Annotated in this window: 22 protein-coding genes; 5 read left to right on the forward strand and 17 right to left on the reverse strand. The window is 57.4% G+C overall.

Features of this window, described 5'->3' with window-relative positions:
• Positions 1-232: 232 nt before the first annotated feature.
• From GOV89_RS16830 to GOV89_RS16885, 12 genes are all read right to left on the reverse strand, one after another.
• Entirely contained in the window at positions 233-2686 is a 2454-nt protein-coding gene (locus GOV89_RS16830) for an FAD-dependent oxidoreductase (protein WP_171238679.1), read from the reverse strand.
• Between the two features lie 90 nt (positions 2687-2776).
• A complete protein-coding gene (locus GOV89_RS16835) occupies positions 2777-3754 on the reverse strand; it encodes a GlxA family transcriptional regulator (protein WP_171236059.1) in 978 nt (325 codons plus the stop codon).
• 8 nt (positions 3755-3762) lie between these two features.
• Positions 3763-4656 (reverse strand): homocysteine S-methyltransferase family protein, encoded by an 894-nt coding sequence (locus tag GOV89_RS16840; RefSeq protein ID WP_171180205.1) that lies wholly within the window; start codon positions 4654-4656, stop codon positions 3763-3765.
• Positions 4653-5720, reverse strand: a complete 1068-nt coding sequence (locus GOV89_RS16845) for an alcohol dehydrogenase family protein (protein WP_171180207.1) — start codon at positions 5718-5720, stop codon at positions 4653-4655. Before GOV89_RS16845 ends, GOV89_RS16840 begins: the two co-directional genes overlap by 4 nt.
• A gap of 1 nt (position 5721) precedes the next feature.
• Positions 5722-6198 carry a cupin domain-containing protein gene (locus GOV89_RS16850; protein ID WP_171180209.1) on the reverse strand — a complete coding sequence of 159 codons (477 nt, stop codon included), beginning with the start codon at positions 6196-6198 and terminating at the stop codon, positions 5722-5724.
• Between the two features lie 18 nt (positions 6199-6216).
• Complete coding sequence (locus GOV89_RS16855) at positions 6217-8664, reverse strand: FAD-dependent oxidoreductase (protein WP_171180211.1); 2448 nt, start codon at positions 8662-8664, stop codon at positions 6217-6219.
• A 16-nt stretch (positions 8665-8680) separates the two neighbouring features.
• The gene (locus tag GOV89_RS16860; protein WP_171238680.1) at positions 8681-9061 is read right to left on the reverse strand and encodes a GFA family protein; all 381 of its coding nucleotides are present in this window, start codon (positions 9059-9061) and stop codon (positions 8681-8683) included.
• 4 nt (positions 9062-9065) lie between these two features.
• A complete protein-coding gene (locus GOV89_RS16865) occupies positions 9066-9689 on the reverse strand; it encodes a LysE family translocator (RefSeq protein WP_171180215.1) in 624 nt (207 codons plus the stop codon).
• Positions 9689-10258, reverse strand: a complete 570-nt coding sequence (locus GOV89_RS16870) for an XRE family transcriptional regulator (RefSeq protein ID WP_171180216.1) — start codon at positions 10256-10258, stop codon at positions 9689-9691. The genes GOV89_RS16865 and GOV89_RS16870 overlap by 1 nt, the downstream gene beginning before the upstream one ends.
• 145 nt (positions 10259-10403) lie before the next feature.
• Positions 10404-10946 carry a GNAT family N-acetyltransferase gene (locus GOV89_RS16875; protein ID WP_171180218.1) on the reverse strand — a complete coding sequence of 181 codons (543 nt, stop codon included), beginning with the start codon at positions 10944-10946 and terminating at the stop codon, positions 10404-10406.
• A gap of 99 nt (positions 10947-11045) precedes the next feature.
• A complete protein-coding gene (locus tag GOV89_RS16880; RefSeq protein ID WP_171180220.1) occupies positions 11046-11501 on the reverse strand; it encodes a GAF domain-containing protein in 456 nt (151 codons plus the stop codon).
• A gap of 73 nt (positions 11502-11574) precedes the next feature.
• On the reverse strand, positions 11575-12747 hold the full coding sequence (locus GOV89_RS16885) for an acetyl-CoA C-acyltransferase (RefSeq protein WP_171180221.1): 1173 nt from the start codon (positions 12745-12747) through the stop codon (positions 11575-11577).
• A 103-nt stretch (positions 12748-12850) separates the two neighbouring features.
• Between GOV89_RS16885 and GOV89_RS16890 the strand changes: the two genes are divergently transcribed.
• The 3 genes from GOV89_RS16890 (at position 12851) to GOV89_RS16900 (ending at position 15450) form a co-directional block, all read left to right on the forward strand.
• Complete coding sequence (locus GOV89_RS16890; protein ID WP_171180223.1) at positions 12851-13189, forward strand: STAS domain-containing protein; 339 nt, start codon at positions 12851-12853, stop codon at positions 13187-13189.
• Positions 13190-13204: 15 nt separating this feature from the next.
• On the forward strand, positions 13205-13660 hold the full coding sequence (locus tag GOV89_RS16895; RefSeq protein WP_171180226.1) for an ATP-binding protein: 456 nt from the start codon (positions 13205-13207) through the stop codon (positions 13658-13660).
• A 212-nt stretch (positions 13661-13872) separates the two neighbouring features.
• A complete protein-coding gene (locus GOV89_RS16900) occupies positions 13873-15450 on the forward strand; it encodes a gamma-glutamyltransferase family protein (protein WP_171180228.1) in 1578 nt (525 codons plus the stop codon).
• A 35-nt stretch (positions 15451-15485) separates the two neighbouring features.
• On the opposite strand, the gene hspQ is transcribed toward GOV89_RS16900, so the two are convergent.
• On the reverse strand, positions 15486-15812 hold the full coding sequence (hspQ, locus tag GOV89_RS16905) for a heat shock protein HspQ (RefSeq protein WP_171180231.1): 327 nt from the start codon (positions 15810-15812) through the stop codon (positions 15486-15488).
• 80 nt (positions 15813-15892) lie between these two features.
• Here hspQ and GOV89_RS16910 point away from each other — a divergent pair, with 80 nt between their 5' ends.
• Positions 15893-16774, forward strand: coding sequence for an AEC family transporter (locus GOV89_RS16910; protein ID WP_171180233.1), 882 nt, complete (start codon positions 15893-15895; stop codon positions 16772-16774).
• Positions 16775-16834: 60 nt separating this feature from the next.
• On the forward strand, positions 16835-17416 hold the full coding sequence (locus GOV89_RS16915) for a lytic transglycosylase (protein ID WP_171180236.1): 582 nt from the start codon (positions 16835-16837) through the stop codon (positions 17414-17416).
• A 16-nt stretch (positions 17417-17432) separates the two neighbouring features.
• On the opposite strand, the gene GOV89_RS16920 is transcribed toward GOV89_RS16915, so the two are convergent.
• From GOV89_RS16920 to GOV89_RS16935, 4 genes are all read right to left on the reverse strand, one after another.
• Entirely contained in the window at positions 17433-18029 is a 597-nt protein-coding gene (locus GOV89_RS16920; RefSeq protein WP_171180238.1) for an outer membrane lipoprotein carrier protein LolA, read from the reverse strand.
• Positions 18030-18068: 39 nt separating this feature from the next.
• Positions 18069-20981, reverse strand: a complete 2913-nt coding sequence (locus tag GOV89_RS16925) for a DNA translocase FtsK (RefSeq protein WP_171180246.1) — start codon at positions 20979-20981, stop codon at positions 18069-18071.
• Positions 20982-20995: 14 nt separating this feature from the next.
• Positions 20996-22177 (reverse strand): aminotransferase class I/II-fold pyridoxal phosphate-dependent enzyme, encoded by a 1182-nt coding sequence (locus GOV89_RS16930; protein WP_171238681.1) that lies wholly within the window; start codon positions 22175-22177, stop codon positions 20996-20998.
• A gap of 108 nt (positions 22178-22285) precedes the next feature.
• Entirely contained in the window at positions 22286-23614 is a 1329-nt protein-coding gene (locus GOV89_RS16935) for an amidase (RefSeq protein ID WP_171180250.1), read from the reverse strand.
• Positions 23615-23652 lie beyond the last annotated feature (38 nt).

Raw genomic sequence — 23652 nt, forward strand, 5'->3', positions numbered from 1 at the left:
GGCAGTTCAGGTCAACTTGAAAACTCTGAAAACCGTGAAGTCGTACATAACGAATAGTGATGGGTCGATCTCAGACGTCGCTTGGAAACCCATGTTAGTGCAGCGAGGCGCTGCCTCGCGCTCCGAGGTATTTTTAGGCCAGATGAACAAGGGATCCTACATTCATCTGGCCCCAAATACCTCGGGGGAGTCGCCCGAGAAGGGCGGCGGGGGCAGTGCCCCCTCGCCATTGTCAGACTTTCACGCGCTCGGATTTTGGGTCGTACATCGGCTTAAGCGAAGCTTCTGCTCTAACCTTCACCCCACAGACATCGATCTCATAAGTGGATGCCAGAACGTCCGCAGCCTTTTCGCCTTCGCATGGGACATAACCCAGACCAATGGCACCGCCCAATGTGTGGCCATAGTTGCCCGAACTCAGATAGCCCACATATTCGCCATCGCGGACAATTGGTTCGTTGTGGAACAGCAGCGGTTCAGCGTCTGTTAACTTGAACTGCACCAACCGGTTCTTGGGGCCACTTTCCTTGCGGGCAATCACGGCTTCCCGACCGATGAAGTCGCTGCCCTTGTCCACCTTGACGGCAAAGCCAAGACCCGCATCCACCACATGATCCTCGCAGGTGATGTCGTGCCCGAAATGGCGGAAGCCTTTTTCGATACGGGCGCTGTCCATCATGTGCATCCCGCACAGCTTCAGCCCCATATCCTGTCCGGCCTCGTGGAGGGTTTCGAATACATGGCCTGCCATGTCCGCAGAAACATAGATCTCCCATCCAAGCTCGCCCACATAGGTGACGCGATGCGCACGCGCCAGGCCCATTCCGATCTCAATCTCCTGCGCAGTGCCGAAGGGGTTGGCCGCGTTGGTGAAATCGTTGGGCGACACTTTCTCGAGCAGAGCACGCGAGTTGGGCCCCATAACGGCCAAAACACCCTCACCTGCTGTGACATCGGTGATCACGACGTTGAAATCGCCCGCGTGGCGCATTATCCAGGTTTGATCTGCCAGACGTGTCGCGGCAGGAGTCACGACTAGATATGCGGTTTCGCTCAGGCGTGTGACAGTCACATCGGCTTCGATCCCGCCGGCACGGTTCAGAAACTGCGTGTAGACAATCTTGCCATTAGGTACCGAGTAGTCGCCACCACCGATATAGTTCATGAACTTTTCGGCGTCGGGACCTTCGACGCGGACCTTGCCGAAAGACGACATGTCATACATGCCGACATTTTCGCGCACGGCGCGGTGTTCAGCAGCCGAGTTCTTGAACCAGTTCTGACGCTTCCAGCTATACTGGTATGCGCGCTCTTGCCCTTCACCCGCGAACCAGTTGGCGCGCTCCCAACCAGCCAACTCGCCCATGACAGCACCCTGTTCCAAAAGGTGGTGGTGGAACGGCGTTCGACGCACACCGCGCGCAGTGGCTTTTTGACGATAGGGGAAGTGGTCGGCATACAGCAGCCCCAGCGTCTCTTTCGAGCGTTCGAAGAGGTACTTTTTATTGCCCTGGAACGGCTGCATCCGGCTGATGTCCACATCGCCCAGATCAAAGGGTTTCTCGCCTGTGTCCATCCATTCAGCCAGCGCCATACCCGCGCCACCGGCAGACTGAATACCGATCGAGTTGAAGCCCGCAGCGACCCATACATTATCCATCTCGGGCGCAAGGCCTAAATGATAGGCATCGTCAGGTGTGAACGATTCCGGGCCGTTGAAGAAAGTGTGGATACCGGCTTCGGCCAGCATCGGCATCCGCTCACACGCAGCTTCGAGGATCGGCTCAAAATGGTCGAAGTCTTCGGGGAGTTGATCGAATTCGAACGTGTCCGGGATGCCGTCCATTGCCCACGGTTTCGCGTTGGGTTCGAACGCGCCCAGCAGGATTTTACCTGCATCTTCTTTGTAATACGCGCATTCGTCAGGCACACGCAGCACTGGCAGTTGGGTCAGACCGTCGATATTTTCGGTCACGATATAGAAATGCTCGCACGCATGAAGCGGCACGTTGGTACCCGCCATGCGGCCTACCTCGTGGCCCCACATCCCGGCGCAGTTCACCACCATGTCGCATTCGATATGGCCCGAAGCGCTGCCGTCATCCGCGACCCAATCCACCCCGGTGACAGAACGGCCCTGCTTGACGATGTCAGTGACTTTAACCCGTTCCTTCACGACGGCGCCGCGTTGCCGTGCACCTTTGGCCAGCGCCAGTGCGATATTGGCGGGATCACCCTGGCCGTCCAGCGGCAGGTAAACGGCCCCTTTGACGCCATCGAGATTGATATGCGGATACAGCTCCTGAACGCGTTCGTTCGAGATTTCTTCGACCTCGACACCAAAGGCGCGCGCCATGGCCGCCTGACGGTAAATCTCTTCCTTGCGCTCGTCGGTCAAAGCCACGGTGATTGATCCACAGCGTTTGAAGCCCGTGGCAACGCCGGTTTCTTCTTCCAGAGATCCGTAAAGTTCCTGGCTGTATTTCGCCAGCTTGGTCATGTTCGCAGTGGCACGCAGTTGTGCGATCAAACCCGCCGCGTGCCATGTGGTACCGCTGGTTAGCTGTTTTCGTTCCAGAAGAACAACATCCTTCCAGCCCTTTTTGGTCAGGTGATAGGCAACAGAACATCCGATGACACCGCCGCCAATTATGACCACGCGGGCCTTGCTGGGAAGATCAACCATGATGACGACTCCGATAGTGTTTGGTCTGCGGAAGGATGCCATAGGAGGTCGACAGGAAATGCACCAAAAACGTCACCAAATTCGTGAAAATCATCTTTGGTTGGTCTGACGCCTGTCCCGCCTCATGACAAACGGAGTAACCCCGAAGAAGCTCTTGTAAACAGAAGAAAATCCGTTTGGAAACCCACAAGCCATACCGATTTCGCGCACGCTCATCGTGGTGTTCATAAGCAAGTTGTTGGCCTTTGCCAGACGCATTTCACGATAAAACCCATTGGGCGTGGTGCCCAAAAAGGATTTGAACTTACGCTCCAACGACCGATTCGACAGGTTCAGATCCTCGACAATCTGCTGGATGGGCAGCGGATCTTCGATGTTCTCTTGCATCAGTTTGATGCACTGATCCAGTTTTGCATCTCCGGTGGCCGAGGTTTTTGCCCCGGAAAACGGCTGCATGGAAGAAAAGTCGCGAATCTGCTCATGCAGCATGATATCCGCGACGGTCATTTTCGCCGGCCCCGAGATGTGCCGCCCGATGACAGCCAGTGCGATGTCCGCAGTCGCACCCATGCCCGCACATGTGACCACAGGTCCGTTCTCTGTGGCAATCAGAAGTTTCGCCTCAAACCGGGCGCCGCGCTCACGCAGGAAAGAGGCATTTTCCCAATGGGTTGCCAGGTCTTCGGTGCCTTTTTCATCTATGTAACGGCTGGCGGCTTCAGACAGCAGAAAAACCTGTGCACCACGGTACGTATAATCCGAGACAGTGCGCCCAAGCGACAGGTCGGGTTGATCCGGGTCGGAATTGCCGATGACAAATAGATAGTCCGCCTTGGGCTGCTGCGGCACAATTGAGGTCGAAACAACCGCGTCACTGCTGCTGGCCACATCGCCACCGCGCAGCGACCGGTACGAATATGTGAAAGGTGGAGAAGCACAAACACGGTTCGCCACACGCAGAACATCCACCAGCGAGGCTAGCTCAAGCAGCACAAAACCGGGCGCGACCAGTATGTCGAAATGCTGGATCGTCTGCTTTGGGCTTCTCTGTGTCGCTTCTGCTGTCATCTGTGTGCTCAGACGATATTGTGCCCGGCCGCCCGCAAACGGTTGGCCAGTGTTTCGATATGATCCGGGCCGATTTCGCAGCATCCGCCAACAATAGTAGCACCCTGACCGATCCAACGCATCGCGTGATCTGCATAAGCGTCCGGGCCAAGATCGTGACGTTGTTCCAATGCGTCCACTGTCGGCGCATCTTCGAGGAACCCGTCCGAGATATGCGTGAACCCATTGGCATAGGCCCCAAATGGCAGAGACATGCCGGACAGGATCTCCAACGCGGCCGGGATCGCTTCGGGGCGCGAACAGTTGATCAACAGCGCATCCGGGGAAAACTCTTTGATAAGCGGAGCAATATCCGCCAAGGGCTCTCCCGACCTGAGGAAACGACCGTCGTCATCATTTACTGAAAGAGAAAGCCATACCGGCTTGCCACATTCCGACGTACCCCGTAGCGCACCTTCGGCTTCAAGTACTGATGACACCGTCTCGATCAGAAACAGATCTACGTGATCCGCCATAAGGCCAACCAGTTCCGCAAATTTCTCACCAGCATCGATTGGGTCGGGCTTCAGGTCAGGTCTGTACGATGCCAGCAAAGGCCCCAATGATCCGGCAACGCGCCCTTGCCGACCCTCGCAAGCCGCTTGTGCTTGCGAGACGGCTGTATCAACAAGGGCCTCAAGCTGATCTTCGATGTTTTCAAACCGCAGTCGCGACCGGTGAACCGCATATGTGTTGGTGGTCGCAATGGTGGCCCCGCGCCGAAAATATTCGGCGTGAACTTCGCGCACCAATTCGGGGTGTTCAATCATGACACGGGTTGACCAAAGCGCCGTTGGAGCATTGCCACTGAGCTTAACCAGTTCCTGCCCGATCGAACCATCCAAAAGGGTGATATCTGTCATGCTATCGCTCCTTGAGGCAAAAGAACCAGCTTGCCCGGTAAGGTCTTGGATTGGAAGTCCGCTTGCGCCTGGGCGATATCCTTTAACGGATAGGTGCAAGAGATCAACGGTTTGATCCGTCCCGAATTCATCAATTCGACAAGACGTCCAAAGACTTCAGGGCTTTGATGGGTGCACCCGTGAATTGTGATGTCGCGCAAGTAGATATCCCGCAGATCGGCCTGAACAATTGGGCCTGCGATTGCACCCGACACGGCGTAGTGCCCTCCGGGTTTCAGGGCAAGGATCAGCGATGCCCAAGCAGGACCACCAACGACGTCAATGACCACATCAAAGATGTCTTGAGGCAGCGGTTCACTACGGTCAAACGTAGCTCTTGCCCCCTGGGACATGACGACCTTGGCTTTCGCAGCGCCCGTTACGCCCCATACAGTGGCCCCGCGCAGTGACGCGAGCTGTACAGCGGCCAGACCGACACCACCTGACGCACCAGTGATCAAGACCTTTTGCCCTGCAGTCACGCCTGCGCGGGTCAGCAGGTTTTCGGCGGTTCCAAAGGCGCAGGGTATGGCTGCAATTTCAACATCCGACAAGGGCGAGGTGCTGACGTCGTACAGATCATCCGCCTCTACTAGACAGTATTGGGCAAACGCGCCGTCGATCTCTGACCCCAGCGCAACGAACCCCCGAGGATGTCCGGGACGCGGGCGCGGAAGGTTGATCGGGCAGGTTACGCGTTGGCCCGGGCTGAAATGAACTCCTTCGCCCACCATCTCGACAATGCCGCACAGATCCCCACCCTGAATGCGGGGGAAGTGCAAGGCACCGCCCCACCCACCGGCTTCGACGTCTTGCTCCACGGTATCCGTAGCGCCGGTCACATCCGACGAGTACCAGCCGACACGCGTGTTGATATCCGTATTGTTCACACCGGCCGCGGCAACCCGAACAAGCACCTGGCCCGGACCGGGCTTTGGCACCGGAATATCTTCGCGCCACTCCAAGACTTCGGGTCCACCGTGACCGGTCAGATAAACGCCAGACATGGTGTTGGGGATAGCCATCTCAGACCTCATCATCCGGGTGCGCGGGAACAGGCCCCATGGGAACGATATCGTACCTTGCGTTGACCTTCGCCATTTTGGCCTCATCGGCAAAGTCTGCCTCGGTCATCTTCGCGAGTTCGGCAAGGAACCCATCAAACCCTGACGGCTGAAAGATCATGAGCATTTTGGCAGGTGTATCAACTGCAATGCGGCACGCGTGCGGTACTCCGGGCGGAACGTGCATCGTGGTGCCCTGCCCGCATCGATGCCAGTCGCCGTCGACATAGAAGTCAACTTCACCTTCCAAAAAATAGAAGGTTTCGGCGTGCGTATCGTGGCGATGAAGGCCAAGCGCGAAGCTGGCCTTCAGATTGTCTTCCATAAGCGTGTATGCGCCGTCTGTGTCCTGACCTGACACCTTCACGAAGGTATGGTCATTTTCCCAGTCATAGTTGGGGCCCTCGCCGGGCCCCAGTTTGGCGTATCGTTTGCTCATGGCGGTCTCCGCAAGGGGTTAAGCGCGCAACCGCTCGTTCTCGGGATCCCAAAGCGGTTGATCCTGCTCTACCACAGCGCGGCACTTTTGGCCGTAGATTTCGACCTCAAGCTCGGTACCCGGGTTTGCAAGCTCAGCCTTAATCATGCCCAGAGCGATGGATTTGCCGACACGGTACCCCCATGCGCCCGACGTCGTCTCACCGACGATCTCGTCCCCCTGCCAGATGCAGGACATGTATGGCGCGTCGCAATCGCCAGCCTCAACAGTCAGGGTGACGAACGACTTCTTCACGCCTTGCTGCTTCTCGCTCAGGATCGCGGCCTTGCCGGGGAAGTCCTGCGGTTTGTCCAGTTTGACGAACCGCTCCAGCCCCCCTTCGAGCAGCGAGTAATCGCTCGACAAGTCGCCTTTCCACGCGCGGTAACCCTTTTCGATGCGCAGCGAGTTCAGGGCGTACATACCGAACGGCTTGGCCCCCGCATCAAGGATCGCGTCGTAGATCGCAGGCATATCCGCGTTGAGCGCATGAACCTCCCACCCCAACTCACCAGCAAAAGAAACGCGGATCAGGTGGGCCGGTTGGCCAGCCACGGTTGCGGCCTGATGGGTCAGCCAGCCCGAGGACAGATCGGCGTCGGTCAAACCCGACAGGATCTCACGCGATTTCGGGCCGGTGACGATCAGCGTGTCGCGGGTTGTGGTGACGTCCTCAACCGATACGCTGGCGGGCATTGCATTCACCAGAATATCCCGGTCATGCCATTGTGCCGTTGCGGCGGTGATCATGACGAACTCATCTTCGCCTAGGCGCAGACAGGACATTTCGGTCAGGATGCGGCCCCGGTCATCCGAAATGTAGACCAGATTGATACGGCCAACTTTGGGCAATCCACCTGTGATCAGACCGCGCAACGCCTCGGCAGCGCCTTCGCCTTTGACCATGAAACGCGAGAACCCTGGCAGATCAAGCACGCCACAATGGTCGCGTACGGCCTCGCATTCTTCTTTGATCCGCTGCTCCCACGGGCCGGAACGGCCCCAGGTATGCGTCGCCTCCAAAGATGTATCATCGCCCGGCTGCGCGAACCAGTTGGCACGTTCCCAGCCGTTATACACACCCATCACGCCGCCCAGCGCTTTGACCTTGTCATGTACCGGCGACAGCTTTTTGTCACGCGCGGCAGGCCATTCGTGGTGCGGGAAATGCATGGCGTATTCGTTGCCGTAGACTTCCATGCCTTTCTGGTTGCAATAGTCCTGATCGGTATAATCGGTGTAACGGCGCGGATCGACGGCCCACATGTCCCACTCGGTCGCGCCATCAACGATCCACTCGGCCAGCACCTTGCCCGCGCCACCGCCCTGCGCGATGCCAAAGGTAAAGCTGTGCGCCTCGAACGCGTTTTTCACACCCGGCATCGGACCAATCAGCGGCAGGCCATCCGGCGCGTAGGGGATCGGGCCGTTGATCACCCGGCCTACGCCCGACGTTGCCATCAGCGGCACCCGCTCCATTGCGTCGGTGACGATGTCCTCGATTCGATCCAGATCGTCATTCCAAAGCTGGAAGCTGAAATCCTCGGGCATCGGATCGTCTTCGGTCATCCAGTGGCCTTTGCAGTTGGGCTCGTAGGGGCCGAGGTTGAAGCCGTTCTTCTCCTGCCGCAGATAGTAGGAGACATCGACGTCCCGCAGCAGAGGCAGCTTGCCGCCGTGTTCCTTCGACCACGCTTCAACTTCGGGGACTTCATCAGTCAGCAGGTATTGGTGGCTCATCACCATGGCAGGCACAGTTCGGCCGCCGAATGGCTTGAACATCTCACCCACGCGCTGTGCATAGTAACCCGCGGCGTTCACTACGTAGTCACAGGCGATGTCGCCTTTGTCCGTATGCACGGTCCAGGTGCCATCGTCATGCTGCGTCACACCGGTCGCAGGACAGAAGCGGATGATCTTCTGACCCAAATCGCGCGCGCCTTTGGCCAGTGCCTGCGTCAGCTGCGCCGGGTCGATATCGCCGTCGGTGGGATCATACAAAACGCCCTCAAGGTCATGCGTCTCGAGGAACGGATAGTGCTCCTTGGCCTGTTCCGGGGTCCACATCTCCATCGGGATGCCCTGATAGCGGCCCATGGACATGGCGCGCTCGAACTCTTGCATCCGCTCTTTGCTATGCGCCAGACGGATGGAACCCGAAACGTGATAGTTCATCGGGTAGTCGACCTCTTCAGCCAAGCGCGAATACAGCTCGGTCGAGTAGCGCTGCATGTTCATGATCGCCCATGAGGTCGAGAAGGTCGGCACATTGCCCGCCGCGTGCCAAGTCGAGCCAGCAGTCAGCTCGTTCTTTTCCAGCAGAACGCAGTCGGTCCAGCCCTTCTTGGCCAGATGATAAAGGGACGAGCAGCCCACGACGCCGCCACCGATGATGACAACACGGGCTTTGGTTGGAAAGTCACTCATGTGTTTTGATCCTCTGTTACTGTGCCCGCTGGGGCAGATCGTCTGAGATGTCGTAGTAGTCACCTTTGTCAGCGACAACGATGTGCTTTGAGAGTTTCAGGCCCGTAGGTTCGCTGAGCGCACCCATGGAAATCGAAATCGTGTCTTCGGCATTGTGCTGCCAGAACAGGAAAGAGCCACATTCACTGCAAAAGCCACGCCGCGCGGTATCTGACGCACGGAACCAACACAGCGTGTCGCTGGCGGAAAAGCTCAGGTTGTCCTGATGGGTCGAGGTCGAGGACCAGATATGGCCCGACTGCTTGCGACACTGGCCGCAATGGCAGGCCGAGGGCGGCGACAGCTCTCCATCGATCGTAAACGCAACCGCGCCGCACAGGCAGGAACCAGTATGCATTAGACTACCCCCTTGCTGTGGGCGTGGAGCTGGCCCCCAGCAACACGCCATAGATGATGAAACAGGTTGCCATCACGCGGCGAACCCAGATGTTGAACACAGCCCCTAGTGCCGCCTTGCCCATCAGCGCACCCAACAAGGTGAAGCCGGTATAGCTGAGCGTGGTGATGATCAGCGCGGTGGGCATGATCACCCCCATTTGCTGCCAGATCGGCACGTCAGGTTGCACGAATTGCGAAAAGGCAGCGAGGTATCCGGCCACGCTTTTAGGATTGATCGTCGCCACTGCCAGCGCGTGAAAATAGACATGCCGAGCAGGTCGTTCAGAGGCCGGCGCTGGTTTCGTAGCGTTCATCCAGCCTCGGATGCCGACCCAAATCAGGAAAGCGGCCCCCACAAGTTTGGCCGCGAAGAACCCGGTCGGTGACGCGGCGATCAGTGCGGTGATGCCCAGCGCCGACATGATCAGAAACGCGCTTGCTTGCGTCAGGATTGCCAGAACACCCAACATCGCCTTTGGGAAGGGCAAACTCATCCCGTTCGAGATACAATTGACCGCATTCGGACCCGGCGTGGTCACGAACACCACCCAAAACAGCGCGAATATGGTCCAGGCTTCAAAGCTCATCAATACACCGGCGGGGCAATGACCCAGATTGCCACTGCGTGCTCATCATAGGGGTTGGACCATTGGTAAGTTTCGTGTTTGATCCGAAAGCTGTCACCCGGGCCAACGGTAAATACGCGCGACCCGATGGTCAGATCCAACCGGCCCGAAATCATGTAGCCCACTTCCTGCGTCGGGCGATTAGCGGGCGTCTGCATCTTCGAATTGGGCTCGAACGTGGAATGCACCATTTCGAAATCATCGGTCAGATCAGGCGAAAGCAGTTCTTCGATCAACCCTTCTTCCCCCGACCCCATGGGCCGGCGCGTTCCCGCACGAACAACATATCCCTTCTCATCAACCGGAACCGCCGCATGAGCAAACAGCATCGACATAGGTACACCAAGGCATTCTGCGATCTGTCGCAGATCCGAGATGGAAGGGTCGGACATGTCCCGTTCAACCTGGCTGAGCCAACCGACCGAGCGCTCCAGCCGTGTCGCGATCTCGGTCAGGGTTAACCCACGCGCCTTGCGCAAGGCACGCAAGTCAGCACCCAATGTCGCGCTTTGTGGGGCTTGGTTGTTCACACAGACACTCCGAATCTCGTGAAATTTTTTATCCTTTTTTCACGATGAGGCAATTTAGTGAAAAATCCAAGCCTTTTTTCATGCACCCCTCATTCCGGATCGATGCGCACTCGGGCTTGCATCGCAGGTAATCTGCCTTTGGAAACTAAACAGCCGACGGCTCTGTCGGTTTACCGGTTTGGCAGACATACATCTCGGTATCTGCCGGCGCATTTTCACAAAGCAACACAAAGCCTGATTTTTGAAGAACGCGGGTGGAAGCCGGGTTATCACGTCCTACCCCGGCAACAAGGCGTGTGACCGGGCCCGGTGTCAACGCAGCGATCAGCCCATCCAAAAGCTCTGAGGCATAGCCATTGCCCCAGGCGTTTTCTGCGATCAGATAGCCGAGATGAATATTTGGGACTGCATTGAGACTTAACTCAGTAGCCAGAATCGTAAGTCCGATCAGATGACCATCTTGTCTTTGCCGCACCACCAGAACATCACTTTCAACGCAACGGGCGTCGATCCAGTGCGAAATGTCCCGATCCTGCAACTGCATGGATGGCGGCAAGCACTTCAAGACATTGGGTGTCAGCAATGTGCTGAGCTCGCTTTCGAGTTTCTGCCGCAGCAACGGGACCTGAAGTTCTTCCGTCCAATGATTGACCAAAAGGCGCGGTGTGGAGAACTGGTTTGGTGTCATGCCCGCTCCAACTCAAATTCGGCAGCTACACTGTATCAGATGCCGAGAAGAACCAAAACACAGCCACCATTGAACGAGTCTGAACCCATCCAAAAACTGCTACGCTGAAGCGAAGGTCTGTGACAGAATCGTCGACAGATTTTCCGCGTCATCGACCGAAAACGCATCCGGTTGATTGCTGTCGATGTCAAAAACCGCGATCACCTCACCCGCTGCGTTGCGAACGGGTAAAACCAACTCGGACCGAGTTGAAGAGGCGCACGCAATATGGCCGGGGAAGGCGTCGACATCCGGCACAAGCTGCACCTCACCTGTCCTTGCGGCGGCACCACAGACGCCCCGGTCAAATGGGATGACAAGGCAACCGTGCCCGCCTTGATAAGGGCCGATTTTCAACAAGCCAGGGTCAACGACCCGATAAAACCCTGTCCAGTCAAAGCGGTCATCGGAATGATGCACCTCGCACGCGACCGTGGCCATCAAAGCGACCAGATCCGTTTCGCCTTCAGTCAAGGCCGCGATTGTCTTGGTCAGGGTATCGTATTCGACTTTCATTGTTTCTTATCCATAGGGGCCGCGCGGGGGCCATGCCCCCGCACCCTCGAAGTATTTGGAAAAAGATGAAGGGTCAAACGCGTTCGATTGCTATCGCTGTGCCTTCGCCGCCGCCAATACAGATTGCCGCCACGCCGCGTTTGAGGTCCCGCTTCTCCAAAGCGTTCAGCAATGTGACCATGATGCGCGCGCCCGAGGCACCAATAGGATGACCCAACGCACAGGCCCCGCCATTCACATTCACTTTGTCGCGCGGCAGACCCATCTCATGCATGAACGCCATCGGCACAACCGCGAAGGCTTCGTTAACCTCCCACAAGTCAACGTCATCCTTGCTCCAACCGATGCGGGACAAAAGTTTCTGTGCGGCCGGAACCGGCGCAGTGGTAAAAAGCCCGGGCGCTTGCGCGTGACTTGCATGACCCAGAATACGTGCGCGCACCGCCAATCCTTGCGCTTCGGCTGCTTCGGCCGAGGCCAGGACAAGCGCTGCGGCGCCATCCGAAATCGAAGAGGAGTTGGCAGCCGTCACCGTGCCGTCCTTTCGAAACGCGGGTTTCAAGGTCGGGATTTTGTCAGGGCGGGCAGATTTCGGTTGCTCATCACAGTCCTGGACAATCTCGCCCTTACGCGTGCGAACTGTGACAGGCGCAATTTCCTGATCAAAGGCCCCGTTTTCCTGTGCGGTCAGGGCATTCGACAAAGATTGCAGAGCGTACTCATCCTGCGCTTCGCGTGTGAACTGATACGCTTCGGCACAGTCTTCGGCAAAGGTGCCCATCAGACGACCTTTGTCATAGGCATCTTCCAGCCCGTCCAGGAACATATGGTCGACCACCTGACCGTGGCCAATTCGGGCGCCGCCGCGCATCTTGGGCAGCAGGTAAGGAGCATTTGTCATACTCTCCATGCCGCCAGCGACCATTGTATCCGCATGGCCCAGCGCGATCTGATCAAAGGCGACCATCGCCGCTTTCATGCCCGAGCCGCACATCTTGTTTAACGTGGTCGCAGGAACTTCTTCGCCCAAACCAGCTGAAAATCCGGCCTGCCGCGCGGGGGCTTGGCCTTGCCCCGCAGGCAAAACACATCCCATCAGAACTTCATCGACGGTCTGGGCCCCGGCCTGGCGCAACGCAGCCCGGATTGCGTCCCCCCCCAGGTCGGCGGCGGCAACGCCATCGAACATGCCCTGAAAGCCACCCATCGGCGTTCTGGCGGCTCCTGTAATCACAACATCTTTCATCCGGGTTTTCCTCCTGCTTTCGGGTTCTTGAATACCGAATGGTAAGAATTGGCGTCTAGCGTATTTCTACGACTCATTTTTCAGTTTGGAGGGCGCCCGAGCCATGGGGCTGACCAGCACATCACACGGCCCAATACAGGTCATAACCGTGCATTCCGACCGGATCGATGCCGCGATGGCCATTCAGTTCAAGGAAGACATGCGCGCGGAAACCGAAAACGGCGCAGATCGGGTTGTGCTGAATTTGTCGGGGGTTGAGTTTATCGATTCCAGCGGTCTGGGCGCGATTGTGGCGTCGATGAAGCAACTGGGCAAAGACCGCAGGCTGGATCTGGCCGGACCGCAACCCGTGGTCCAGAAAGTCTTTCGCCTGACCCGGATGGACACCGTTTTCCGGCTGTTTGAAACACTGGACGACGCACTGTCGGACCCGGATGCGTGACCAAGGCAGGAGTGAATGGGCGTGGAGCCAATTTGTAACGAGACCTGCCTGGAACTAAGCTTCCCCGCAACAGACGCCGAAGCCAGCGCAGGTATCGCGCGGCTTAGCAGCGGTCTGGCAAACCATGGTTTGCCGCCTGATAAATCTGACGATGTGAAGATTGCATTGGCCGAAGCAATCAACAATGTGGTGGAACATGCTTACAAGGGCATTGCTCCGGCTAAGGTGCAGGTGACTTGTCGACTTGATCGGAATCGGCTGGACATCTTGATCTCGGATACCGGGCACCCGCTGCCTGGCCTACAAATGCCGGACGGAACGCCCGCGCCGCTGGGGAAAACAACGCAAGATTTGCCGGAAGGGGGGTTTGGCTGGTTCCTGATTCACCAACTCACCAGTGACATCCAATATGAGCGCCGAGATGGGTGTAATCGGCTTTCGCTGCGGTTTAACTTCGGCAAAAGTGCGTAATCAGGCCCAATTGGTCACAATAACGCCATTTTCGAAACATTGTCGCGCCGCAAACAACCGCCATACAGTGACTCGTAGCTCAGATAGCTTCCCTCGGCGCCAATTATCACAGCCCCCACCCAGTGAACGGCGCCGAGGAACTTCTTCCCTGAAATTTCTGGACAATCCTCGATCAGTGAATAGCTTTCCCCTGTTCCAAGGAGAAAGAAACTATGCGGGATTTGCACAAACCAGGCCGGTCAGAAGTCTTTGCGACACAAGGGATGTGCGCAACCTCTCATCCGCTGGCGGCCAAAGTCGCAATCGACATTTTGGAACGGGGCGGCAACGCAATGGATGCTGCAATTGCCGGAGCGGTCCTTTTGGGAATTTGCGAACCGCAAATGACCGGACTGGGTGGCGATTGTTTTGTTCTGTTCAACCGCGCTGGAGAGAACCGGGTCCGCGCTCTGAACGGCTCGGGGCGGTCACCAGCCGGCTCGCAAGCACAGCCTTTGCGCGATCTTGGTCTGTCCTCTGTGCCACTGAACGGACCGGACTCCGTTACAATTCCGGGTGCCGTGGATGCGTTCTGCCATCTGGCAGAGGCCGAAGGCCGTTTGGGGTTGGAGGCAATCCTGTCCCCTGCAATTCACTACGCGGAAGCCGGCATTCCGGTTGCGCCCCGCGTTGCGTTTGACTGGAAGATTGGAGCTGCAACGCTGCAAGGTGCCGCGCGCGACCATTACCTGATCGATGGGCAAGCACCTGATGTCGGTCAAGTTTTTCGCGCACCTGGTCAGGCTGAAGTGTTGCGGCGCATCGCGCGCGAAGGACGCGATGCGTTTTATTCGGGCGCAATTGCCGAAGACATGATCGCTGCCGTGTCAGCGCAGGGCGGTGTGCATTCCGCCGACGACTTTCAAAACACGCAATTTACAGAAACGCAGCCCATGCGAGGGGCCTATAACGGGATCGAACTGGTTGAGCATCCGCCAAACGGCCAAGGCGCAACTGCAATTTTGTTGCTCAATATTCTGAAACATTTGGATCTGGCCAACATGGACCCCTTTGGCGCTGAACGGGTCCATATCGAGGCTGAGGCCACCAAGTTGGCCTATGACGCGCGCAACCGGTTCATCGCGGACCCGGACCATGTGTCCAAAGCCGAGCGTTTCCTTGACCCGGACTTAGCCGCAAAACTTGCCGCGCTTATTGATCCGAAACGCGCCATGCCTTCGGCGGCTCAACTGACCGAGGCTGTTCACAAGGACACCGTGTATATAACCGTCGTAGATCGCGACCAGATGGCGGTTTCGCTGATCTATTCGATTTTCCACAGCTTTGGGTCGGGGATCGCCTCGGAAAAATACGGCATATTGCTTCAGAACCGTGGCGCAGGCTTCACGCTGGAGCCGGGGCACCCGAACGAACTGAGCGGTGGCAAGCGTCCGATGCACACGATCATTCCAGGGATGCTGACCGAGAATGGCCGCATTATGATGCCATTTGGCGTGATGGGCGGAGCCTACCAGCCAACAGGCCACGCTAGATTTGTTTCAAACCTCAGGGATTTCGGACTTGAACTGCAAGAGAGCATCAACGCCCCCCGTGCGTTTTTCGACGGATCGGTTCTGAAACTGGAACGCGGCTACCCTGAAGGGGTTGCGAAACAATTATCGGAAATCGGACACACTATCGAAAGACCGGAAACGCCGCTTGGGGGTGCGCAGTCGATCCGAATCCGCGAAGATGGTATTTTGGAGGGGGCCAGCGACCCACGCAAGGACGGTTGCGCGCTTGGCTACTGATAAACGCGCAACCACGATCGCGTGGTTGGAGAACCTCAGTTCAGTTGGAAATGCAGGGGGTATGCTCCGTCTTCGAACGGACCGAACATATTGGGGATATCAGGGTGCTCGACCGGCTCTCCGGAATAGTCCGCAACCAGATTTTGTTCTGAAACATAAGCAACATAGAAGGATTGGTCGTTCTCAGCCAGCAGGTGGTAAAACGGCTGTTCTTTCCGCGGACGACTGTCTTCGGGAATGGCCTGATACCATTCCTCGGTGTTCGAAAATTCTGGATCCACGTCAAAAATCACCCCTCGAAAAGGGTGTTTTTTGTGACGAACCACCTGGCCTAAGCCGTATTTTGCACGTGTCTTTAGCATTGTTTCAGCCCCCAAAGCATTTACTACCCGTTTCTGGCCCTAAAAGCCAATCATTGATGTGAAACTCAGGGAAACAGTCTGTGAACCTAATATTGACAGTGTTCGAAATTGCGGCGCCGGTCTTTCTGTTGGCGGGGATCGGTTTTGTCTGGGTCAAACTTGGATTCGAGTATCGTCTTCAGTTTGTTACCCGCTTTGCAATGACCCTGGCTGTCCCCAGCCTGATCTTCGTTGCCTTGATGCAGACCGAGATTCCGGGAGGCGATCTGACGCGCTTCACCGCTGCCACGATCGTCGCAAACATTATTCTGGCATTTGTGTTTTGGGGCGTCGTTCGTGTTCTGAAACTCGAACAGCGTACGTATCTTTCTCCGCTGATATTCGGGAATACCGGTAATCTGGGACTGCCGCTGTGTATTTTCGCGTTTGGCCAGGCCGGTCTAGGCTATGCCGTAATTTTTCTGTCGGTGACCGCTTTGTTTTCGTTTACTTACGGCATCTACCTTGTGGCGGGCAAAGGCGCCTTTGGTCAGGTCATCCGTCAGCCCATGGTTTGGGCAACGCTTTTGGGGGCCCTGTTTTTGTGGCAGGGCTGGGAAACTCCGCTTTTTTTGACCAACACTTTGGATTTGCTAGGGCAAATGGCTGTTCCGATGATGCTCGTGACCGTTGGAGTGGCTATCGCACGCCTGACCAGTCGCAGTTTGGGTCAGGCTGTATGGCTGTCGTTTCTCAAGCTGCTGGTATGTTTCATCCTCGGCTGGGGGGTCGCCGTTGTATTTGAGTTGGATGCAATTGCCTTCGGTGTGCTGGTTCTGCAGATGTGCACCCCTGTCGCGGTAACCTCTTATCTTCTGGCGGAACGCTTCGAAGCTGACGCGGATGCCGTCGCCGGGATGGTGATGGTGTCAACCGTACTTTCCGTTGCGGCACTGCCCGCTATCCTTGCTATCGTTCTGTAACGATTGTGATTTCAAAATCGCTCAATCTGCGCTAGAATGCCCAAAAAAGGCATGAGGCACATGAGCAGAATTCTTATCGTACTCTTCGGGGTGCTGCTTCTGGCATCCTGTGGGGGCGGCTCCAAACAGCCGCCCAGCAAATTAAATGACGCGTGCAGCATTGCGCGCGAAAAACCCGACTATATCAGGGCTTTCAAGAACACGGAACGTAAATGGGGTGTTCCCGTACACGTTCAGATGGCCACGATCTATCAGGAAAGCCGCTATCGCCACGATGCGCGCACCCCACACAGATATGTGTTGGGTGTGATCCCGATGGGGCGTCAAAGCAGTGCCTATGGCTATGGTCAGGCGTTGGATGGCACTTGGGAACAGTACCAGCGTGAAACCGGAAAACGCCGCGCCAAGCGGGATCGGATTCGCGACGCGTCAGACTTTATCGGCTGGTATATGAACAAAAGCTACGAACGTAACGGCATTCACCCGGCCGATACGCGCAATCAATACCTGGCTTATCACGAAGGCCATACCGGTTTCGCACGCGGCAGTTACAACAGCAAATCCTGGCTGTTGAACGTTGCGAATGATGTAGACGCGCGTGCGCAGCTATATCAGGCGCAGTTGTCAAACTGCCGGTACTGACAAAGTTTGGCTCGGGTCAGCGATTGCCTGACCCGACCCTTTTACTGTTCGAGAACAAACCCTGATCTAGGCGTCCGCCTTCAGTCAGAGCACCCAGAAGAACAGTTGTCTGTCCCCCCGCATTGTCGTGAATGACCCATTTGCGCAGTTCGACCGGGTCGTTTGTGAACATCAGCTCAATCCGTCCTGCTTCTGGGTTCTTTGGGTCTTGCGCCGTGACTACAGTGGCGGTGCCGTCAAAACTGTGCCCCACGACCATATTGGCCTGCCCCAAGTTCACATTCCGCGCCAGTACTATGGAAAGGGGTGTCCGCTTCAGCGGGTATTGCTCGGGCGGTTGGTTAGATTTCGGGTCAAAGATCTGTACGCTGCCGGAACGCGCAAGCACGACCGCACTGTTGGGTGGATCGTATTCGAACCGCATCTTGCCCGGGCGCTGCATCCACAGCTTACCGGTGCTCAGCGATCCATCGTCGTTCACTTGCGTGAAGGTCGTCTCAACCGTTTTCAATCCATTAAGGTAATTCGAAATCTGCGACAGCGGCAGCTTATCCGCCGCCCAAGCGGCAGGTGCGGCGAGTGTCAAAGCAAGGGCAAAAGCAATCTGTTTCATGCCGTACAGATAGGCCTTCTGCCCTTGTTATTAAATATCTTACTGTTCAGGGACTAGGATTTCGCGTTTACCGACATGATTTGCCGCAGAAACAACGCCTTCGTCCTCCATCTGCTCAACGAGCCGGGCAGCCTTGTTGTAGCCAATGGCAAGTTTCCGCTGGATATACGAGGTCGAGCATTTGCGATCCTTGATCACAATCGCCACTGCCTGATCGTACAGAGCATCCTCACCGTTCGTGTTGCCACCGGTATTCAGACCCAGAACGGCATCGATGTTTTCTGCCTTTTCCTCGGCCGGGCCATCGACCACGCCGCTCATGTAATCGGGCGGGCCAAACTGCTTCAGGTGGTTGACGATTTCCTCGACCTCCTCGTCAGACACAAAAGGACCGTGGCAGCGGGTGATCTTGGCGCCACCCGCCATGTACAGCATATCGCCCTGCCCCAGCAGTTGTTCGGCACCCATCTCGCCCAAGATCGTGCGGCTATCGACTTTCGATGTCACCTGGAACGAAATTCGCGTTGGGAAGTTTGCCTTGATCGTGCCGGTAATCACGTCAACCGACGGACGCTGCGTGGCCATGATAAGGTGAATGCCCGAGGCCCGCGCCATCTGCGCCAGACGCTGGATGCAGGCTTCGATTTCCTTGCCTGCGACCATCATCAGGTCGGCCATTTCGTCGACGATCACAACGATATAAGGCATCGCCTCGGGGGCGAATTCTTCGGTTTCAAAGGTCGGCTCGCCGGTCTCATCATCAAACCCGGTCTGCACCGTGCGGCTGAACATTTCGCCTTTGTCCAACGCGTCCTTCACACGGCCATTGTAGCCCGCGATGTTGCGGACGCCCATTTTGGACATCTTGCGATAGCGGTCTTCCATCTCACCCACGACCCATTTCAAGGCCACGACCGCCTTTTTCGGGTCGGTGACGACAGGGGACAGCAGATGCGGGATGCCATCATACACCGACAATTCCAGCATCTTCGGGTCGATCATGATCAGGCGGCATTCATCCGGCGACAGCTTGTACAGCAGCGACAGGATCATGGTGTTGATCGCCACCGACTTACCCGAGCCGGTCGTACCTGCGATCAGCAGGTGAGGCATCTTGGCCAGGTTGGCCACAACGGATTCACCACCGATGTCCTTGCCCAGCGCCAGCGGCAGTGCGTGGTTGCCGTCGCCAAAGTCACGGCTGGCGAGGATTTCGCGCAAAACCACCATCTCGCGGTTTTCGTTCGGCAGTTCAATGCCGATGACAGAACGGCCCGGCAAGGTCGAAACCCGTGCCGACAGCGCCGACATGGAACGCGCAATGTCATCGGCCAGACCAATCACACGGCTGGCCTTCAGGCCCGGTGCCGGTTCCAGTTCGTACATGGTGACAACGGGACCGGGGCGCACGCTGACGATCTCACCTTTGACGCCATAGTCATCCAGCACGTTCTCCAGCATCCGCGCGTTTTCTTCCAACGCCTCATCACTCAGATGATGGCGTTGAATGCTGGCTGGGTTTGACAACAATCCCAGCGGGGGCAGTTCAAAATCCGAGTGCTTTTCTTCAAAAGACAACGCAGGTTGTGCCTCGGCCTGTGCGCGGCGCGACGGCGGCGGTGCGCGGCGCACCGGTTGCGCGACCACGGGTTTGCGCGGCTCCGCCACTGGGATCTTCATCGCAGGGCGCGACTGCGGCACGGGTTCCGCCATATCCTCAACAAGCGGTTCATCGTCCAGTTCGGGGTCCGGTGCATAATGGCCTTGGATCGCTTCGGGCGCATACTCGACCGGGGCCGGATCATGCCACTCGGGTGCAGCACCTGCTGTCATCGGGGGTTCGGGCGGCAACCCGCTGGCGGTAACCGGTGGCTCGGCCGGCAATTCATCCGGCTGATGCGCATTCAGGATCAACGGGTCGGGCCGACGGCCTCGGCCTTTGGTCAAAGGCAGGTTCGGATCCGGCTCGGGCGTCATCTCACCTGTTGCTACTTTGCGATTGCGCACAGCAGCCGAGATTTTTGAGCGGATGCGATCTTCGCCGGGCATTTCGTCAAAGCCCGCAATCGGTTCGGGATCGACCAACTCGGGCTCAGGCATCGGTTCCGGGCGGCGGATCAACGACGGCATACGCGCCAGCAGGCCGGTTTTGGGCGCAGGTTCGGGCTCTTCTTCCAGTTCTTCAAAGACGGGATCGCCGAAGGCGATGTCATCATTCAAAACAGGTTCCACCCGCGCGGCGCGGTGCTCTTTCCATTGCGCCTGTCGATCCCGAGCCGCCTGTGCAGTAGCCGAGGCACCACGGCCCAGCAGATTCATCAGCAGGTCGTAGGCCATCACCAAACCCAAAAGGAACGCACGGAAGCCGCGTTTCACGTCGGCTTTGGTAAAGCCCAGAACAAAAATACCCAGCGCGATCATCCCGACCGCCATGGCCAGCGACATCAGCTTGACCAGAAAATGCGACGAGATCGGCAAAAGCGTCAGCAACGCGCCCATAACCGTGTCGCCGAACAGACCACCCAGACCATAGCTGTGCGTCGCGCGCCATTCGGCACCGGGAACAAGGGTCGCAGCGTAGACCGAAACAACGGCAATCCATATCGGGGCAAAAATCAACCGGGCGATGGCGCGGTCTTCACCGAAATGACCCGCAAAACGCATACCCCAGCCGATCAGAACAAGGGCAACACCCCAGCTTCCCCAGCCCACAATCATGAAAAGGGGCGCTGCGATCGATGCGCCTATACGCCCCATCCAGTTCTGCACCGGCGCGTCGGTCGAAACCATCCAGTTCGGATCATCGGGCGTGTAGGACCAAATCATCGCCGCCGCAGCCAAACCCAGCAGGATCAGGGCGATGCCGATCAGTTCCTTGCTGCGCCGCTCCAAGGCGGCTTGCGTGGTGCTGTCCAACAATGGATCGCGATTGCGCGCGTTATATGATGCCATTTTGCCCTCGTACCTCACCAATAGATGCAGTCGCGGAGTGTGATCAGACCACGCTGCAACTCTGTTTTTGGGGCTACCAATGCAACCCGGATAAAGCCTTTGCCCGGGTTATTCCCCGGATCACCTTGTGAAAGATATGCGCCCGGCAGGACCCGAACCCCGGTGTCCTTCCAGACCTTCAATGCGGTGTCTTCGCCATTGTCGACCGGCAGCCACAAGAAGAACCCGGCCTCAGGCGACATGTATCCCTGCACGCCCGCGAAGACTTCATCCGCGATGGCGTATTTTTCCTGATAGAGCGCGCGGTTCTCGCGGACGTGTTCTTCATCTGCCCACACCTTTGCCGCGGCAGCCTGCAAGGGCAGCGGCAAAGGCGACCCGGCGTAGGTGCGCAATTGCTTGACCTGTTTGATCGTCTCCGGCCCGCCCGCGATCAGCCCCGACCGTAACCCGGCCAGGTTCGAACGTTTGGAAAGCGAGTTGAACAGTGTGATCCGTTCAGGATCAGCGCCCAATTCTTGCGCGACGGTCAAAACGCCCGTCGGGGCCTTGTCCCGGTAAATCTCAGAATAGCATTCGTCGGCAAAAATGCGGAAATCGTATTGCTCGGCCAAACGGATCAGTTCGCCCCAGTAGTCACGCGAAGCAACAGCCCCCTGCGGATTGGCAGGCGAACAGATATAGGCCACAGCGGTGCGATTCAGCACCTCCGCGGGCAGGCCGGCATAATCTGGCAGATGACCCGTTGCGTCGGTGGCGGGTACAAAATAGGGCTGCGCCCCGACCGAAAGCGAAGCGACCATGTAGACCTGATAAAACGGATTCGGGCACAGGACGATCGGTTGCTGGCCGTTCTTCTGTTCCGGACACAGCGCCATAGCGGCGTTGTAAAGCCCCTCACGGGTGCCGTTCAGCGCCATCACATTGGCATCCGGGTCCATCTGAACGCCATAGCGGCGATGAATCCAATCCGTGATCGCACCACGCAGGTCTTCTGAACCTTCGTTTGGCGGATAGCCCTGAAACCCAGAGGCGTTTTCCATGATGACATCCGTCACCCAGGCCGGAAAATCATGTGTGGGTGCGCCAATCGTCATGTGAACGACGTCACCGCCCGGCTGGTGATGATCCAACAGGGCGCGCAGACGCGGGAATGCATAAGCCGGTAGGTTCGAAAACCGCTCGGGGAAATCCATAGTACTGCCTCAATATCGGGGTCATTTACGCCCCGTTTTTTTGGCAGGTTACAGCCCGGGCCCCTCTTCGTCCAGACAAAGAGGTTCCGAATCAGGGGATTGTGGCATTCAGGCCAGTACCGCTTCTGCTGCTGAGCCCAGCCGCAAAAGGGCCTCTTCCGAGCCGGGATAACCCAACATCATCAACCCGCAACTGGGGGTTCCGGTGGGTAGGCTCAGCGCTGCAAGACCCATCAGATTGCCAATCCGCGTGTTGCGTAGGGCCAGTAGATTCTCGGTCACGTAGTAGTCGTGGTCGCTCATCAACCGTTCCAGATTAGGCGGCAGAATCGGGGCCGTGGGGGCCAGAACCGCATCAAAACCGGCGGTTGCTGCGTCCCATGCGGTGCGGCAAGCCTTGAGCTTGGACCAGGCGGCCACATAGTCGGGGCCAGAGAATCCCATGCCAATACGGAACCGTTCAAGAATCTCAGGATACATCGCTTCGGGATTGGCTTCGATCACATCGCGCCACAGCCCATAGGCCTCGGTCGTGTAAACGATGCTGGTCAGGGTCATGGCCTCGTTCAGCGCAGGCACCTCTAAAGGCACGATTTCAGCCCCCGCATCCGCAAGTTTTGCAAGGGCATCCTCATATGCCTTACCCGGTGTGTCACGCAGATCGTCCTTGGCGATGTTCTGCAAATCGGCAAAGCGCCGGCCTTTCAGCGACGCACCGCGCAGATCGGCTGGCGTTCCACCCTCAAGCAGAGCCAGCATATGCGCTGCGTCCGCGACTGACCGCGCCAGAGGCCCGACCGTATCAAACCGCAAGCAGAGCGGCACCACACCTTCCAGGCTCAGCCGCCCGACAGTGGTTTTCAATCCCACAAGGTCATTCCACGCCGCCGGAATACGCACCGACCCGCCCGTGTCCGATCCAATTCCACAAGCCGCCAAACCCCACGCAACCGAAGCCGCAGCCCCTGAAGACGACCCACCGGGGACAGCGGCTTCATCATGAACGCAAGGCGGCGTTTCGGTAATCGGGTTAAGACCCAGACCAGAGAATGCCAGCTCACTCATATGCGTTTTGCCTAGACAGACGGTGCCCATCTGAGTCGCATTGCACAACACCAGCGCATCCGCATCCGGCACACGATCTTTTAGCAACGCCGAACCCGCCTCGGTCACAGTGCCCGCTGTGTCGAATAGGTCTTTCCAACTGATCGGAACGCCGTCCAGCAAAGACCGACGCAGGCCCAGTTTGGCGCGTTGCTGGGCTGCTTCAGCCTCGGACCGGGCGCGGTCGTGGGTGACGCGGGCATAGATGCGGTCCCGATGCGGATGAGAGTCGATGGCTGACAGGTAGGTTTCCGTCAGCTCAACCGGGTCAATCTGACCCATCCCAATGCCACGGCCCAAATCACACGCGGTCATGGTCAACCAATCCTGCATCTCACCCCTCCTGATTTTTCGGCTTTGGGTGACGGTAG

It is taken from the genome of Ruegeria sp. HKCCA5763 (assembly GCF_013034545.1).
GTDB lineage: Bacteria > Pseudomonadota > Alphaproteobacteria > Rhodobacterales > Rhodobacteraceae > Ruegeria.